Source organism: Clostridium sp. AF34-13, from assembly GCF_003477845.1.
Classification (GTDB): Bacteria; Bacillota; Clostridia; order Lachnospirales; family Lachnospiraceae; genus Butyribacter; species Butyribacter intestini.
In genome coordinates this window covers 59,837-75,674 of record NZ_QUEB01000008.1, presented here as the reverse complement: position 1 = coordinate 75,674, position 15,838 = coordinate 59,837, and the positions used below count along the sequence as shown (strand labels likewise).

Sequence of the window (15,838 nt, the reverse complement as noted above, 5' to 3'; positions counted from 1 at the left end):
TTATATATTTTTAAGCTCTATGAATAATATCATGTCTCTTTGGTCCATTTGATACCATCTTAATAGGAACTCCGATTTCTTTTTCAATAAACTCAATGTAGTCCCTACATTCTTTTGGAAGTTTATCATATTCTTTGATTCCGCCTATGTCACAATTCCATCCCGGAAGAACTTTGTAAACAGGCTTTGCTTTTGCAAGCTTTGCCGTAACAGGGAAGTCTTTTACGACTTCTCCATCAATCTCATAACCTACACATACCGGAATTTCCTTGAGATAACCGAGACAATCAAGCACTGTAAGTACAACCTCAGTTGCACCCTGAATCTCACATCCGTAACGCGTTGCAACCGCATCAAACCATCCCATACGACGAGGACGACCTGTTGTTGCTCCATACTCTCCGCCGTCACCACCATGTTTACGAAGTTTGTCTGCTTCTTCCTCATCAAGAATCTCACTTACAAATTCACCTGCTCCAACAGCACTTGAATAAGCCTTGACTACAGTAACGATTCTTTTTATCTCATATGGTGGTATGCCTGCACCGATTGCTCCGTATGCGGCAAGTGTTGATGATGATGTAACCATAGGATAAATTCCGTGGTCCGGATCTTTGAGTGAACCAAGCTGTCCCTCTAAAAGAATATTCTTTCCTTCTTTAATAGCCTTCCTAAGATATGCAGATACATCACATACATATGGTGCAACCATATCTCTGTACTTATGAAGTGTATCAAGTATCTCTGCCTGATCAAGTTCAGGTTTATTGTACAAATGTTTTAATATAACATTTTTCTGGACACAAATTCTTTCAATCTTCTCTTTTAATGCATCATCATCCTGGAAAAGCTCTGAAACCTGGATTCCAATCTTTGCATATTTATCTGAATAAAATGGTGCAATTCCTGACTTTGTAGAACCAAATGACTTCTTGCCAAGTCTTTCTTCTTCATACTCATCAAATGCGACATGATAAGGCATAAGAATCTGAGCCCTGTCAGATACGAGGATTTTTGGCTGTGGTACTCCTCTTTTAACAAGTTCATTTATTTCATTGAATAAATATGGGATATTGAGTGCAACACCATTACCGATAATACTTGTAGTATGATCATAAAATACACCTGATGGAAGTAAATGCAATGCAAATTTACCATAGTTGTTTATAATTGTATGACCTGCATTACTTCCTCCCTGGAAACGAACGATGATGTCCGACTCTTCTCCAAGCATATCAGTAATCTTACCTTTACCTTCATCTCCCCAGTTAGCACCTACGATAGCTGTAACCATAAAAATCCTCCAATCTGTCATAATATGTATGACACCATATATTTTACGATATGTATAGATGAGTCTGCTGACCCCTTTGACAATATACCACTGTTCGTGCTTATGATATGACCGCCGGCAGTAAGACAACATTCTCATGTCTTTATTTATAAGACCACAATGGATTATACCTAATTTGAAGAATTATATCAAGACCTTATCTATAACAATATCATTTGTTTCTTTTGATAAGTCATAAAATTCATCTCCCACCTGGACAACAGGCTTTGAAAATTCATTTTTGTTTATCATTATTACTTTTCCAATCTGATTTGTGGAAAGCCTTACATTAGTATTCATATATGCCTGTACTGCTTTTTCGAGAAACGGAAGCAAAAACTCAACATCATACTTGACGATTCCCTCGCGTTCAAACATCTCTATAACATCAAACGGACATATTGCTGCCCTATATGCTCTGTCTGATGTCATGGCATCATATGTATCCGCTATTGCGACAATTCTCGCAAATGGCTCTATCTGTTCTCTTTTGTATCCCCCCGGATAACCGGTTCCATCACATCTCTCATGATGACGCATCGCAACTTCTGCTATCCTTGGGTCAAGATTGTCAATGCCTTTAAGAATATTATTTCCAAACAGTACATGCGTCTTGACAAGATTATACTCCGGAAGTGTAAGTCTGCCTTTTTTCTGTATTATATTGTCAGGTACCATCATTTTTCCTATATCATGAAGAAGTCCTGCCAATGTAAGTACCTTAAGTTCCTCGTCACTAATGTCCGGATATACAATACGCCCTATCATATTACTGAGCAATGCAACATTGACACTGTGAACATATGTTACATCATCATACCCTCTCATACACTGAAGCATATCAAGAATATGAATACTATTTCTTCCTTTCGATACAACATTTTCAACATCGCTGAGTATCGACTCACCATCTATCTGCTCATTGTGCATTACAACCTTGCTGAATACATTTTTAAGATTGTCAACGCTGTCAACAAATGCACTGTGAAACACTTCAAACTCTTTGCTCTCTTTAACTTGTTTCAGAAAGCTTTCATGTTCCTGTTCTGCTGAGTTTTTAATTTCCTGCCTCTGTTCGTTCAGGGCTTCGTCCCCGGCAAGCGTGACTTTTTCATTCTCCGCTGCTGCATTGTTTCCGTCATCATCGACTTTAATTCTAATTGCGAAGACACCATATTCTTTTAGTGAATCAATAATATCTTCCGTAAGTACCGTACCTTCAGGAATTACCAGCTTATCATCTGATGTATAAACATCATCTGCCACTATCATGTTTTGTGTTGCCCTGGAAGTCAAAATACGCTTAGCTGCCATATAGCCTCCATTCTGCTTGCCAAATTTTCAATTCATACCCTTTTGCAAGCCCTAATTTAATTATTTTTATCAGACATTTATTTCTGCCTTAACTCCTAATATATCTTTATTTGCATCCAAGATAGGATTTACGATATTTTCAAGAAATTCCGTAACCTGTGAAGCTGAACGTCCAACATATTTTGCCGGATCCATCGTTGCATTTAATTCTTCAATTCCTACCGGGAACTTATCATCGTCTGCAATGAGTTCAAGAAGATTGTTATCTTTTCCATATTTCTTTACATTTTCTCCGGCTTTCATTGAAAGTTTACGAATTTCCTCATGAAGTTCCTGTCTGTTTCCGCCAGCCTTTACTGAATCCATCATGATATTTTCAGTTGCCATAAACGGAAGTTCTGACATAAGGCGTTTCTCTATAACTTTGTCATAAACTACAAGTCCATCAACAACATTGAGCACGAGGTCTAAGATTCCGTCTGTTGCAAGGAATCCCTCCGGAACACTGATTCTCTTATTTGCCGAATCATCAAGTGTTCTCTCAAACCACTGACACGCCGATGTGAACATTGTGTTTGTCACATCTGACATGACATATCTTGAAAGCGATGCGATACGCTCACTTCTCATAGGATTTCTCTTGTATGCCATAGCCGATGAACCTATCTGGTTTTTCTCAAATGGCTCCTCTATCTCTTTAAGATGCTGTAAAAGTCTTATATCATTTGAAAATTTATGTGCACTTGCAGCAACACCGGCAAGAACATTCAATACACGTGTATCAAGTTTACGCGAATATGTCTGTCCTGAAACAGGGAAACATTTTTCAAATCCCATCTTCTTTGCAATAATATCATCTAACTTTTTAACCTTTTCCTCATCACCGTCAAAAAGTTCCATGAAACTTGCCTGCGTTCCTGTGGTTCCCTTTGAACCTAAAAGCTTCATAGTAGAAAGAACATATTCAACATCTTCAAGATCCATAACAAATTCCTGAAGCCATAATGCAGCTCTCTTACCTACCGTTGTAGGCTGTGCCGGCTGAAAATGTGTAAATGCAAGTGTCGGCTGGCTTTTATATTTGTCTGCAAATTTTGAAAGTTCGTCAATAACATTGATAAGTTTTTTTCTTACAAGCTTAAGCCCCTCTGTCATAACGATAACATCTGTATTGTCTCCTACATAGCAGGATGTTGCTCCAAGATGGATGATTCCTGCTGCCTTAGGACACTGTACACCGTATGCATATACATGCGACATAACATCATGACGAACTTCTTTTTCTCTCTGTTTTGCCACATCATAGTTTATGTTATCGGCATTTGCCTTAAGCTCGTCTATCTGCTCTTTAGTTACCGCCGGCTCTCCATGCTCATTTTTAAGTCCGAGTTCATTTTCCGCTTCTGCAAGTGCAATCCAGAGTCTTCTCCAGGTTTTAAACTTCTTATCAGGCGAAAAAATGTATTGCATTTCTTTACTTGCATAACGCTCTGAAAGCGGGCTTGTATATCTATCATAACTCATATCTTCTATTCCTTTCCCTTCCGTGATGATAAAACATCATCAGCTTTGTGCCATAGTTTATAATATCAGGTCTGAATTTTTAACTTTTCGTATCATATCGTATCCTGTGTCTGAGGATTACTTTTCAAAATCTCCTCTTATATCCTCCTTAGGAGGCTCTACAGGATAATTTCCGGAGAAACAGGCATTACAATAACCTTTGTCTCCGTCTATAAGTTCACTTAATCTTTCTATGTCAAGATAACCGAGAGAATCTGCACCTATCATCTCACATATCTGTTCTACTGAATGATTGTATGCTATAAGCTGGTCACTTGACGGTACATCCGTTCCAAAATAACACGGATACAGAAACGGTGGTGAACTGATGCGTACATGCACCTCAGATGCTCCTGCATCTTTTATCATCTTTACTATCCTTGCACTTGTCGTTCCTCTTACAATGGAATCATCTATCATTACAACTCTCTTGCCCCTTACAACTTCCCTTAACGCATTTAATTTTACTCTTACGCTCGACTCTCTCGCCGACTGCTTAGGTTTGATAAATGTTCTTCCCACATAACTGTTCTTGACGAATGCAATGCCATAAGGTATTCCGGACTCCATTGCATATCCCATAGCTGCCGCATTTCCTGATTCAGGTACACCTACTACGATGTCTGCATCTACCGGATGCGTCTGTGCCAGAATCCTTCCGGCTGTTATCCTCGACGAATTTACTGATATGCCGTCTATGTAACTGTCAGGTCTTGCAAAATAAATATACTCAAATATACATTTTGCCGCTTTTGCCTGTGTCAGACTCTTGTCAGATTTTATGCCATCCTGTGTGATGGTTACAATCTCACCCGGTTCTACATCTCTTATAAACTCTGCCCCCACTGTATCGAGTGCACATGACTCTGATGAAAGTACATATGCATTGTCCCTCTTTCCTATACATAGTGGTCTGAATCCAAATGGATCTCTTGCTCCTATAAGTTTTCTCGGACTTGCCACAACAAGTGAGTATGCTCCCTTAAGCTTAACCATCGCATTTTTAACGGCTTCTTCAACTTTTCCGGTCTTTAGTCTTTCCCTTGCAATAAGATAAGCAATAACCTCTGAGTCGATACTTGTCTGAAAAATAGCTCCGTTCATCTCAAGCTCATTTCTAAGTTCTAATGCATTTACAAGGTTTCCGTTGTGTGCCATTGAGAGAGTACCTTTTATATAGTTCAAAACAAGTGGCTGTGTATTCTCAGCAACACTTGCCCCCGCTGTCGAATAACGCACATGACCTACTCCGATATCACCTGCCATCTTTTCAAGATTTTCTGCATTAAAGACTTCATTTACAAGTCCCATACCTTTGCATACATTTGAATTTCTCGGCGGACCATCTGTCCTGCTGACTGCGATACCACAGCTTTCCTGTCCACGATGCTGTAATGCAAACAATCCATAATAGATTGAAGATGCAACATCATTTCCATCAAGGTCATACATACCAAAAACTCCACATTCTTCTCCGAGTTTAGGTTCCTCTATACCTCTCAGAAGACAACCTTTGCAATCACCTTTCTGACAGGATTTTCTTTCCCCGCAATAATTTGTTTCGTTATTCATTGTTTCCTCCGGATTTGTATTTTAACGCAATTACCACAAATATAATTATATCAATTTTTTACAAAATCGCAAGTTAATATTGATTTTTCGTATAAATATAACAAAAAACGGTTACTTTTCACTCTTCATAAATATAAACACAAAAAAATCTATTGCGGTGTTGTTGTTACCGCCTGTGCCGTTGCAGCCTGTACCGGACTATCCACATTCTCAGGGATTATTCCCCTCATGAATTTAACAGTGAGTATTCTCTGAACTGACTCATCGAGTCTGTCCATACCTATCTCACCTGAGTCTACCGCTGAAAGTATATTTTTATATGCTTCTTCAAAATCCATAGGCATAAGGATTATATCGGCACCTGCCTCGAATGCACCTAGTGCAGCTTCTTCTGACGAGTATTTGTCTGTTATTGATGCCATATCCATAGCATCTGTTATTATAACGCCCTCAAAACCAAGTTCCTCTCTGAGTATGGTCTTCATGATAAGTTCTGACATACTTGCCGGCTGTGCAGTCTCCGTAACCCTGCTTACCGATATATGCGATACCATTACAAAATCGGCACCTGCCTTTATTCCTTTTTCAAAAGGTACAAAATCGACTTTTCTAAGTGCAGCTATACTGCTGTCAATATTTACATTTTCAATATGAGTATCCCCCTTTGACGAACCTTGTCCCGGAAAATGTTTGAGTGTTGCCGAAACATTTGTTGACTGGATACCTTTTACAAATGCCTCCACAAGCTCTGCCACCTTGTCCGGGTCCTTTCCAAATGACCTTGAACCTATCTCGAGATTCAGGTTACTCGTCTTTACATCTGCAACCGGTGCAAAATCAACATTAAAGCCCAGCTTTTTTATATCATTTCCTATGGTTTTTCCCATATTGTTTACATAATCAGCATCTTTCTTTTTGCCAACATCCTCCATTGAAGGATACTTTGTTGTTTTCATATCAGGATTGCCTGCGATTCTTGCAACCTCTCCGCCCTCTTCATCAACCGTTACAAATGCCGGAATGTCAGCAGCTTTCTGAATTTCTTTTATGAGTTTTTTCGTCTGCTTTCTTTTTCCGATATTTCTCGAAAACATTATAACTCCGCCTATGCTGTTTTTCTTAATAGCTTCTTTCATCTTCTTTGAGCATTTTTTCCACTCATAATAACTTCCTTTAGATGAATCGAGCTGTTCAAGATTTACCACAAATAACTGTCCGACTTTTTGTTCAACACTCATATTCTTAAGATACTGTGCTGCCTTTGCAAATGCATCTTCCTTTGACAAAGTTTTTACCTCTGCCTGTTTTACGGTAGACGCAGGTGCCTTTGTATTTTCAGCTTTTTTATCACCGCCGGATAACGAACATCCTGTAAGCGAAATGACAAGCAATAAACTCACCGCTGCCTTTATAATTCCATATGTGCTGTTTATTTTCTTTCTAAACATAATTACCTCTTTCCTGTTTTTAATTACAACGCTCTTGAAAACTCAAAATCTTATTTATGCTCCGGCAAAAAGTTCGCAAAAGCTTTGCTTTTACGAACTCGCGGGTGCATTCACATAGAAATTAGCAGATGCTGTGTGTAAACACCCATATCTGTTAATTTCTATGTTCATTTTTGCCTTCGCGGATATTATATCATATAGCCCTATGATTTTTAATTAATTTTTTCTAAATAAAATCAATTCATCCTCCATTTTTCGCCACTCCAAAAGTCATTTTAACCTTTTTTCAAATTTCTTTCAATTTTTTGTAAATAAGACAACCCACACCGCATATTATGAGATTGTAGATAATTATTAAGTCGATGAAATCGACAAATGGAGGATTTATGAGTGATTTAGCAGCAACAACATGTGGCGGATGCAGCAACGGAGATAGCGGATGCAGTTGGATTATCATTCTTCTTTTACTCTGCTCATGCTGTGGCAACGGAAATGGCTTTGGTTTCGGTAACGGCTGCGGATGCGGTTCTGACAACGGATGCAATTCAATCATCTGGATTTTACTTATTCTTTGCTGCTGTGGCGGCGGTGGTTTCTAAATATCCGCAAAAACAGCAAAACATTTACATTACTTAACGACAATATTTAACAATATTTGGGGAGCCTTAAAAAGGCTCCCCGTTTTTTAGTAAAACAACTATCCGAAACAAAATAAAATTTCGTTTGAAATACTGTTTTTGATTTAAACTAAGTTTTACAACTCATATGCAGTTTTTATCACAAACTCAGCTTTATCTGCATCTTCCCTTGTTTTTCTTACACTCTACACATTTCCTGTCTATCTCATAGACCGTATCTTTCTCTATAACAAGCTCCGTATCATCATCTATTATGATTCTTTTTATCACATTATCACTTTCTTTTTCAACCGGAGTTTTCTCTTTTTTTTCAACAGCTTTAAGTTCTGCGTACTCATTTCCATAATAATAGCATCTTCCCATATTTTTTCTCCGTATATCAGGATATACACTATTATTTTATGTAACTTTTATATCGAAGTGAAAACCTTAACCGTTGTAATTTTTTATTATTTAAACAAACATTCGCAATCTGCTTCGCTACTTGCTCATGAACTCAGTCGCTTTGTGACCTGTCAGTGGAAGTTTTTATACTATACGCACTAAAAAACCGGAATGCTTATATGCGTTCAAAATACTTTTTAATATTATACATCTTTGATGTCATCGACTCTAAGAGCATATCAAACGCACATATCGCCGCCATAGACTCGACAACTACAACCGCTCTCGGCACAATTATCGGGTCGTGTCTTCCCTTTATCTGAACTTCAATATCCTCACCGTCACGGTTTACGGTCTCCTGACTCCTTGCGATAGATGGTGTCGGCTTAACTGCCGCTCTTAAAACTATATCACTTCCATCACTTATGCCGCCCAGTATCCCTCCGGCATTGTTTGTCTTTTTAGAGACATTTTCTCCGTCCATCTTAAATGCGTCGTTGTTGTCTGAGCCATACATTGAAGCCACTTCAAAACCTGCACCTATCTCCACACCTTTAACTGCACCTATCGACATAACAGCCTTTGCAAGATTTGCGTCGAGCTTCTCAAAAACCGGCTCTCCTACACCTGTAGGTATTCCTGAGATGACACATTCAATAATTCCGCCCACTGAGTCCTGTTCATTCATCTTCTCCTCAAGAAGCTTTTCGGCTTTATGTGATGCCGCAATGTCAGGCATATAAAGAGGACTTTCCATAATCTTATCAAATGAAACATCTGTCGTATCTGCTTCAATGCCGCCTATTGCCTTACTGTATGCAATAACATTAACACCAAGCTGTTTCAATGCCTCGCACGCAATGGCACCTGCCGCGACCCTGCCTATAGTCTCACGGCCTGAAGAACGACCGCCGCCCCTGTAATCTCTGAAACCGAATTTTTCATCAAAAGTATAATCAGCGTGTCCAGGTCTGTAATACTTAGCAATCTCCGAATAATCCTTTGAACGCTGTGTCTTATTGTAAACAACCATAGAGATAGGTGTCCCCGTCGTCTTACCCTCAAAAACACCTGACTGTATCTCGACAAGATCGTCCTCCTTTCTCGGAGTCGAATAACGCGTCTGCCCCGGCTTCCTTCTGTTGAGATACTTCTGGATAACCTCCTCGCTAATCTCAAGCCCTGCCGGACAACCATCAACAACAACGCCAATGCCCTTACCATGGGACTCACCCCATGTAGTCACACGAAACAAATTTCCAAACGATGAACCTGCTGCCATATCAATTTCTCCTTTTTCTAAATTTATATTATTGTTATATCCGCACAATCCTCACAGCCTATATTTTAAAATCAATCAGTAAACTTTAAGCTCCTTCCAAAGCCTGTTATAATACTCCTCCGCATCCTTTCCAAGATACTTAAAGACCTTGCACCTGTCTATAACATCATCTGACGGAAAAATCGCATTTCTCTCTGCCTTTTCCTCGTCGTCTATCTGATCTAATACCGCTTCATTAGGTGTTGAATAATATACATATTCAAAGTTTGTCATTGCCACATCTTCCCTGCACAAAAAGTCAAGGAATTTGACGGCTCCATCATAATTTTTACCTTTCTTTGGTATAACCCAGCTATCCATCCATATGTCAGAACCCTCTTTAGGAACAACATATTCAAGTTTATCATTGTAGTCCTGTGCGATACTAGCCTCACCTGAATATATAAGTCCCATAGCAGCCTGGTTGTTCGCCATATCATCCCTAATCTCATCCACAAGGTAGGATTGTACTATCTCCTTTTGCTGCTTAAGGTCATTGAGTGCAGTCCCCAGCTCATTTTTATCTGTCGTATTTATAGAATACCCATGTCTTACAAGTGCCGGTATGAAGCTATCCCTGACACTGTTCTGCATGATTATGTTGTTTTTATACTTCTTATCCCATAGGACATCCCAGCTGTCAGGTACTTTATCCACCATTTCAGTATTATACAGTATGCCGACTGTTCCCCAGTAATAAGGAACTGTATAACTAAGTGTCTTGTCAAAACTTTTCGACATATCCCAGTATTTTTTACCGATATTTTTGATATATTTCATCTTATCGTAGTCAATTTTTCTTACATCTTTTTCCTTTATCATCTTGTCGAGCATATAATCAGAACAACAGATAAGGTCATAATCCACCGCACCATTTTTAAACTTTGTGTACATCGCTTCAGGTGTCAGAAACTCCTCATATACCACCTTTATCCCTGTTTCTTTCTCAAATTTATCAAGAAGCGTGGAATCAATATAATCGCCATAATTAAAAACTACTATCTTATTTTTTGAAGAAACATCATTATTTTTACACGCAGTAAGAAAAAAAGTTGATGAGACCGTTATGCTCATAAACAAAACTGCCGCCGTAAGTCTCTTTATGCTTTTTCTCATCATGCCGCTGCCCCCTTCTTTTTCAAAGACATAACGCTTTTTCTGTTTATCACAAACAGCACAATAAGCACTATTATGAATATTATCGTTGACAGAGCATATATCTCCGTCTGAATACCCTTTCTGTACTCCGCATTTATCATTGTAGACATTGTGTGTATTCCCGGTGCTTTAGTGAAATATGTCACTGAGAAATCATCGAGAGACATTGTAAATGCGAGTAAAAATCCTGACATTATGCCCGGCATTATATCAGGGATAACGACTTTCCACATTGCATACAGCCTTGACGCACCAAGGTCTAGTGCAGCCTCGTATGTGCTTATGTTAAGCTGCAAAACTTTCGGCCAGACCGACAAGACCACATACGGTATTATCAGTGTGATATGTGCTACCATCATAGTCGAAAAACTAAGCTCTGTAAACCTCGTAAACAGAAGCATAAGTGCTATACCTGTTACAACATCAGCATTTAACATCGGTATATTTGTAACTCCCATTATCGCAGAGCGTACTTTTTTGCTCATGCCTATCATTCCAATACAGACGAGCGTTCCTAAAATCGTTGCTATAAAACCTGCCGCTGCCGCAAGGATAACGGTCGTATAAAGTGCATTCATTATCGTACCGTCATGGAACAGCTTTTTGTATGCAGCAAGAGAAAATCCTCCCCATACGGCTTTATTCTTTTCTGAGGCGTTGACGGAAGAAATTATCAAAACGCCTATTGGAAGATAGAGCATTATGAGGATAACGGCAAGATATATTTTCTGAAAAATGTTCTTTTTCTTTACCATATACTCTCTGACTCCTTTCCATTATCAAATATCCTGTATATAACGATACTTATAAGAATAAGCACCATAAGTGACATGGACAGTCCCGAACCCGCATGAACATCAGCATATCCTGAATTAAAAGCCTGCTCAATGGCATTACCGATAAGATATATCTTACCGCCGCCAAGCATATCCGCTATGACGAACTCGCTCATTGACGGAACAAGCACCATCGTTATGCCGCTTACTATCCCCGGAACACTCAACGGGAGAATTATCTTTCTAAGCACGACCGAATTGGTGGCTCCGAGGTCTTTCGCCGCATTTATAACATCCTTGTCTATCTTTACGACAGCATTGTATATCGGCAGAACCATAAACGGAAAATAATCGTATGCCGTTCCAAAGATAATGGCGGCTTTCGTGTTCATTAGATACACTTTTGAAAGACCAAGCATTGTAAGAAATTGGTTTAAAAATCCATTATTTAGTAAAATAAGTCTCCACGCAAGTGTCCTCAGCATGAAATTCATCCACATAGGCAGGATAAATATCATAACGATAAAGCTGTTTTTGTCCGTCGAATATTTACTCAATATTACTGCAAGCGGAAATGCAAGCAAAAGGCAGACAACCGTCACGATAAGAGACATTTCAAAACTTAACAGAAGCGGTTTTGCATTAACCGGGTCTGCGATGGCTGCAACATATTTAAAAGTAAATCTTCCGTCTGAATTTGTAAATCCGTTGTAGATGATAAGTCCGAGAGGAATCACCGTAAACAGCAGCATCCAGATAACATACGGTCCTGCCAGAAGTTTGGAACCGAGATTTTTTAACTTACCCATAAAATCACTCCTCTCCTACTCCTCAACAAGTACCTTTTCGTCTTCTGACTCAGGCTTGTTCATAATCTGGATATTGAAAGGATCTACCCAGAGTCCGACTTCTTTTCCCGGCTCCGCCATGACTGTACTGTGCACAAGAAATGTAAATCCACAGGCATCTATCTCCATCTCATAGTGAACGCCCTTAAATATTGCTGAAATAACCCTGCCGTTTATTATACCTTTGTCCTTTTCAGTGATAACAAGATCCTCAGGTCTTATGACAACATCAACCGGCTTGTTTGTACCGAAGCCCTCATCGACACACTCAAACTTAGTACCGAGAATATTTACGACCCTGTCCTGAACCATCGTCGAAGCTATAATATTACTCTCACCGATAAAATCGGCAACAAATGCATTCTGCGGCTCATTGTAAATATCTTCTGGAGTGCCTATCTGCTGGATATAGCCCTGATTCATTACAACTATAGTATCAGACATTGTAAGAGCTTCCTCCTGGTCATGCGTTACATAAATAAAAGTAATGCCAAGCTCATTTTTAAGCCTGATAAGCTCGTATTGCATATCCTGACGCATCTTAAGGTCGAGTGCCCCAAGCGGCTCATCAAGAAGAAGCACCCTAGGTTCATTTACGATGGCTCTCGCTATCGCAATCCTCTGCTGCTGGCCTCCTGAAAGAGAGTCCGGCATACGCTTCTCAAACCCGTCAAGATTTACAAGTTTCAACGCGTATTTTATCTTGTCCTTTATATAAGACTTTGATTTATTTTTAATCTTAAGTCCAAAAGCGATATTTTCTTCTATATTCATATGCGTAAATAACGCATATTTCTGGAAAACCGTATTTAAGTTACGCTCATTAGGCGGCATATTTGTAATATCTTTTCCGTCGAATATGACCTTGCCCCTGTCAGGAGTCTCAAAACCACCTATTATCCTGAGTGTCGTTGTCTTGCCACATCCACTCGGTCCAAGCAGTGTCAAAAATCTGTTTTCATTCATAAAAAGGTTCATATCATCAAGAATGACCTTATCCCCATAAGATTTTGTAATTCCTACCAAATCAATAAGTTTCTTCGCCATTTATTTCACTCCAGTCTTTCTTCTAATGTCTTGTGCAGATAATGTAAAAATATTGCTGATACAATATTTTGCCGCAAAACAATGGCGGCATCACTTTGCAGCAAGCTACTCAAAATAATGATTACTTTCAAAATGTTATCAATATATCTGCATAAAATCAATTATATATCATAAAATCAATTTAGAAAATACTTTAAAGGAGAATTATATTGGAATTTTCAAACGAACATCAACGCCGTCTTGCAATGCTCAAAGCGGCACTGCCATATGTTCCTCCACATAACAAAAAAGCCATGGAAATAATACTCCAGGCTGATAATCTCATTTCGCTGGCAACAGAAGTCTCACAAAATGACGACGAGATGACACTGCGTGCAGCCCAGGCAGAAGCCGCTGCCACTCCGGCAGTTTATGAAAAACTGCTTCTAAACATAAAAGACTATTGCACACCTGCCGAGTCAGAGGTAGTCCGTATGCTGTTAAATTTCCTGCACGCCGGCGAACTGTTTAAAAATTACAGAGATTTTGCAAAAACACATTCTGCCGTCAAAAGTGAGGAATACAGCGAAAACAGTACACAAAATTTTATGATGGAGTTTCTAATGTCACAGCTTTCACCACAGCAGCGTACAACATTTGAACAGGTATCCAAAGTCATGAACAATAAAAAAGGAGAAGAAAAAGTATATGAATAACTGGAAAAATAACAAATCTTTTATGCAGATGGATCCAAGTAAACAGCATATGGTGGAGCTTCTCGTAAACTCGCTCCACGGCAAAGACCTAAACGAGGCACTGCCAATCCTCGCAAACTGGAAAGACAAACTAAGAACAGAACATATAAGTTTCACTGCTGAGGAAGATAAACTTCTCACTGACATCTTCATTGAAATGCTCCCTCCAAAACAGAAAAGCCAGTATGAATTTCTACGGTCTTTTTTGTAAAAATAATATATACCATATCAGCTCAGTTTTATTATGCTAATAATACACTAAGCCATTTTCTGTTGACCTTTGCATCAATTTATAAAAATCTCAATATATTTTTTAAAGCTGAGACTACTTACGGCACAGACATAACCTTTTGCGGCTGCTCTTGCAGCCTCTAAAGGATGTGCCAGTAAATCCCTGACAAGCATAGCCGCCCCTGTCATATCCTCAAGCGAATACATAAAAATGTTTTCACCGTCAACAAATTTCTTTTCAAGATAAGTACTCTCATCTGTCACGCAGACACAACCGTTACACATAGCAAGTGCTATGCGGTCATGCTGCCCAGCCTTAAACCACGGCAGAACATTCAATGCAATCTTAGTATCAGCGTATAATTCAGGAAGTTGTCTATAATCAACCTCACCACATATATTTATCTTTCCCTTAAATCTACCCTCGCTTTTTTCCACATTTCCACACTTTTCTACAAACTTTTCCCATCCATGTCCGAATATATCAACATCGATGCCGTTTCTTAACATCTCCATTAACAATTCTTCCCTGATAACCGCTCTTATAAACATATCCGCCAAAAAATTAAGTTCAAGACCATCTGCAAAAGCTGCAGCTGTTTCTTTTAATGCCGTTTCATCCGTTATATCTCCCAATGCAAAAGTGTAAGCCTTTTCTATTGTTTCACACGGGTTTTCCAACAGATAACCAGCCATCTTGTTAAATATCTGCATACTATTTATAAATTCCTGTGCCGGTTCTTTGTGCATAGTTTGAAAATTTTTAATTTCCACACTATCTCCGCCACTTCGCATGGCAAGTGCAACAATATCCTCCGATGATGTATAAGTTCCGGTAAAAAGAACATCCCTGCTCCTCTCATTGTATGGGACAAGATTTTTCGCCGTATCAGCCGGCAAAGGCATCACGATAACCTCCTTAATATGACTGTAATGCTTTCTGATATACTCTGCATGAGTCTCATCAAGACACACTACTCTTATATTCTTAAGAGGCTGCCTCAAGACACTGTTGTGGTAAAGAGGATGGTCAAGAATAATATGCCACAACTTTACATAGTCGCTGCCGCTGTTATCATTTTTAATGTCAAATATGTAATTTTCTCTGTCATACTTCACGCTGCCGCCTGCACATTCTGTCCCGGCAACATAACTCTCTGCATTATAATTATCATAATAATTTTTAGGAAATATATACGAAAAAATATCCGTATTAAAATCTATTATATCCGTAACTTCATTTAATCTTTCATACTTTTGCACAAATCTTTCAGCATCTTCCTTAGAATTTATATCTACTATCTCCGAACTTATCCCAGTCTTTTTAAACTCCTCGTTGATACGCTCCGCAAAGTATGATGTCGAACCGTAACAGACATTTCCTTTTTTTAGTATTATAATGTGTTTTTTCATATGACCTCATCCCCACATTTTTAATAATAAACTCCAATTTCAAATGTTTAGGCAAAAC

At 38.9% G+C, this 15,838-nt stretch carries 15 protein-coding genes; 3 read left to right on the top strand and 12 right to left on the bottom strand.

Going from position 1 to position 15,838, the window contains the following annotated elements:
• Positions 1-10: 10 nt before the first annotated feature.
• The 5 genes from DWZ63_RS08185 to DWZ63_RS08165 form a co-directional block, all read right to left on the bottom strand.
• Positions 11-1,294, bottom strand: coding sequence for an adenylosuccinate synthase (locus DWZ63_RS08185; protein ID WP_118499483.1), 1,284 nt, complete (start codon positions 1,292-1,294; stop codon positions 11-13).
• Between the two features lie 183 nt (positions 1,295-1,477).
• On the bottom strand, positions 1,478-2,647 hold the full coding sequence (locus DWZ63_RS08180) for an HD-GYP domain-containing protein (RefSeq protein WP_118499481.1): 1,170 nt from the start codon (positions 2,645-2,647) through the stop codon (positions 1,478-1,480).
• A gap of 69 nt (positions 2,648-2,716) precedes the next feature.
• Positions 2,717-4,171: an adenylosuccinate lyase gene (purB, locus tag DWZ63_RS08175; protein WP_118499479.1), complete on the bottom strand. Its 1,455-nt coding sequence runs from the start codon at positions 4,169-4,171 to the stop codon at positions 2,717-2,719.
• Between the two features lie 117 nt (positions 4,172-4,288).
• Positions 4,289-5,782 (bottom strand): amidophosphoribosyltransferase, encoded by a 1,494-nt coding sequence (gene purF, locus DWZ63_RS08170; RefSeq protein WP_022014040.1) that lies wholly within the window; start codon positions 5,780-5,782, stop codon positions 4,289-4,291.
• A gap of 149 nt (positions 5,783-5,931) precedes the next feature.
• A complete protein-coding gene (locus DWZ63_RS08165) occupies positions 5,932-7,230 on the bottom strand; it encodes a glycoside hydrolase family 3 protein (protein ID WP_055945931.1) in 1,299 nt (432 codons plus the stop codon).
• 386 nt (positions 7,231-7,616) lie between these two features.
• On the opposite strand from DWZ63_RS08165, the gene DWZ63_RS08160 reads away from it, so the two are divergent.
• Positions 7,617-7,829: a hypothetical protein gene (locus tag DWZ63_RS08160; protein ID WP_022014038.1), complete on the top strand. Its 213-nt coding sequence runs from the start codon at positions 7,617-7,619 to the stop codon at positions 7,827-7,829.
• Positions 7,830-8,021: 192 nt separating this feature from the next.
• On the opposite strand, the gene DWZ63_RS08155 is transcribed toward DWZ63_RS08160, so the two are convergent.
• The 6 genes from DWZ63_RS08155 to DWZ63_RS08135 form a co-directional block, all read right to left on the bottom strand.
• Complete coding sequence (locus DWZ63_RS08155; protein ID WP_118499478.1) at positions 8,022-8,231, bottom strand: hypothetical protein; 210 nt, start codon at positions 8,229-8,231, stop codon at positions 8,022-8,024.
• Between the two features lie 196 nt (positions 8,232-8,427).
• Complete coding sequence (aroC, locus tag DWZ63_RS08150; RefSeq protein WP_118499476.1) at positions 8,428-9,534, bottom strand: chorismate synthase; 1,107 nt, start codon at positions 9,532-9,534, stop codon at positions 8,428-8,430.
• Positions 9,535-9,609: 75 nt separating this feature from the next.
• Positions 9,610-10,692: an ABC transporter substrate-binding protein gene (locus DWZ63_RS15955; protein WP_243020529.1), complete on the bottom strand. Its 1,083-nt coding sequence runs from the start codon at positions 10,690-10,692 to the stop codon at positions 9,610-9,612.
• Positions 10,689-11,486, bottom strand: coding sequence for an ABC transporter permease (locus DWZ63_RS15950; protein WP_055945919.1), 798 nt, complete (start codon positions 11,484-11,486; stop codon positions 10,689-10,691). The genes DWZ63_RS15955 and DWZ63_RS15950 overlap by 4 nt, the downstream gene beginning before the upstream one ends.
• Positions 11,480-12,316 (bottom strand): ABC transporter permease, encoded by an 837-nt coding sequence (locus DWZ63_RS08140; RefSeq protein WP_022015255.1) that lies wholly within the window; start codon positions 12,314-12,316, stop codon positions 11,480-11,482. Before DWZ63_RS08140 ends, DWZ63_RS15950 begins: the two co-directional genes overlap by 7 nt.
• Positions 12,317-12,331: 15 nt before the next feature.
• Positions 12,332-13,402 (bottom strand): ABC transporter ATP-binding protein, encoded by a 1,071-nt coding sequence (locus DWZ63_RS08135; protein WP_055945916.1) that lies wholly within the window; start codon positions 13,400-13,402, stop codon positions 12,332-12,334.
• Positions 13,403-13,611: 209 nt separating this feature from the next.
• On the opposite strand from DWZ63_RS08135, the gene DWZ63_RS08130 reads away from it, so the two are divergent.
• A complete protein-coding gene (locus DWZ63_RS08130) occupies positions 13,612-14,097 on the top strand; it encodes a hypothetical protein (RefSeq protein ID WP_118499474.1) in 486 nt (161 codons plus the stop codon).
• Positions 14,090-14,347 carry a hypothetical protein gene (locus DWZ63_RS08125; RefSeq protein WP_022015252.1) on the top strand — a complete coding sequence of 86 codons (258 nt, stop codon included), beginning with the start codon at positions 14,090-14,092 and terminating at the stop codon, positions 14,345-14,347. Before DWZ63_RS08130 ends, DWZ63_RS08125 begins: the two co-directional genes overlap by 8 nt.
• 74 nt (positions 14,348-14,421) lie before the next feature.
• Here the strand turns inward: DWZ63_RS08125 and DWZ63_RS08120 are convergent, their stop codons facing one another.
• The gene (locus tag DWZ63_RS08120; protein ID WP_118499472.1) at positions 14,422-15,780 is read right to left on the bottom strand and encodes a glycosyltransferase; all 1,359 of its coding nucleotides are present in this window, start codon (positions 15,778-15,780) and stop codon (positions 14,422-14,424) included.
• Positions 15,781-15,838: the final 58 nt, after the last annotated feature.

What these genes read in the sequence shown, in the direction of transcription:
- DWZ63_RS08155 (WP_118499478.1), bottom strand. Translation starts at nt 8,231, where the DNA reads ATGGGAAGATGCTATTATTATGGAAATGAGTACGCAGAACTTAAAGCT.
- DWZ63_RS08140 (WP_022015255.1), bottom strand. Translation starts at nt 12,316, where the DNA reads ATGGGTAAGTTAAAAAATCTCGGTTCCAAACTTCTGGCAGGACCGTAT.
- purF (WP_022014040.1), bottom strand. Translation starts at nt 5,782, where the DNA reads ATGAATAACGAAACAAATTATTGCGGGGAAAGAAAATCCTGTCAGAAA.
- DWZ63_RS08165 (WP_055945931.1), bottom strand. Translation starts at nt 7,230, where the DNA reads ATGTTTAGAAAGAAAATAAACAGCACATATGGAATTATAAAGGCAGCG.
- DWZ63_RS08125 (WP_022015252.1), top strand. Translation starts at nt 14,090, where the DNA reads ATGAATAACTGGAAAAATAACAAATCTTTTATGCAGATGGATCCAAGT.
- DWZ63_RS08180 (WP_118499481.1), bottom strand. Translation starts at nt 2,647, where the DNA reads ATGGCAGCTAAGCGTATTTTGACTTCCAGGGCAACACAAAACATGATA.
- DWZ63_RS15950 (WP_055945919.1), bottom strand. Translation starts at nt 11,486, where the DNA reads ATGGTAAAGAAAAAGAACATTTTTCAGAAAATATATCTTGCCGTTATC.
- DWZ63_RS15955 (WP_243020529.1), bottom strand. Translation starts at nt 10,692, where the DNA reads ATGATGAGAAAAAGCATAAAGAGACTTACGGCGGCAGTTTTGTTTATG.
- aroC (WP_118499476.1), bottom strand. Translation starts at nt 9,534, where the DNA reads ATGGCAGCAGGTTCATCGTTTGGAAATTTGTTTCGTGTGACTACATGG.
- DWZ63_RS08160 (WP_022014038.1), top strand. Translation starts at nt 7,617, where the DNA reads ATGAGTGATTTAGCAGCAACAACATGTGGCGGATGCAGCAACGGAGAT.
- DWZ63_RS08120 (WP_118499472.1), bottom strand. Translation starts at nt 15,780, where the DNA reads ATGAAAAAACACATTATAATACTAAAAAAAGGAAATGTCTGTTACGGT.
- DWZ63_RS08135 (WP_055945916.1), bottom strand. Translation starts at nt 13,402, where the DNA reads ATGGCGAAGAAACTTATTGATTTGGTAGGAATTACAAAATCTTATGGG.
- purB (WP_118499479.1), bottom strand. Translation starts at nt 4,171, where the DNA reads ATGAGTTATGATAGATATACAAGCCCGCTTTCAGAGCGTTATGCAAGT.
- DWZ63_RS08185 (WP_118499483.1), bottom strand. Translation starts at nt 1,294, where the DNA reads ATGGTTACAGCTATCGTAGGTGCTAACTGGGGAGATGAAGGTAAAGGT.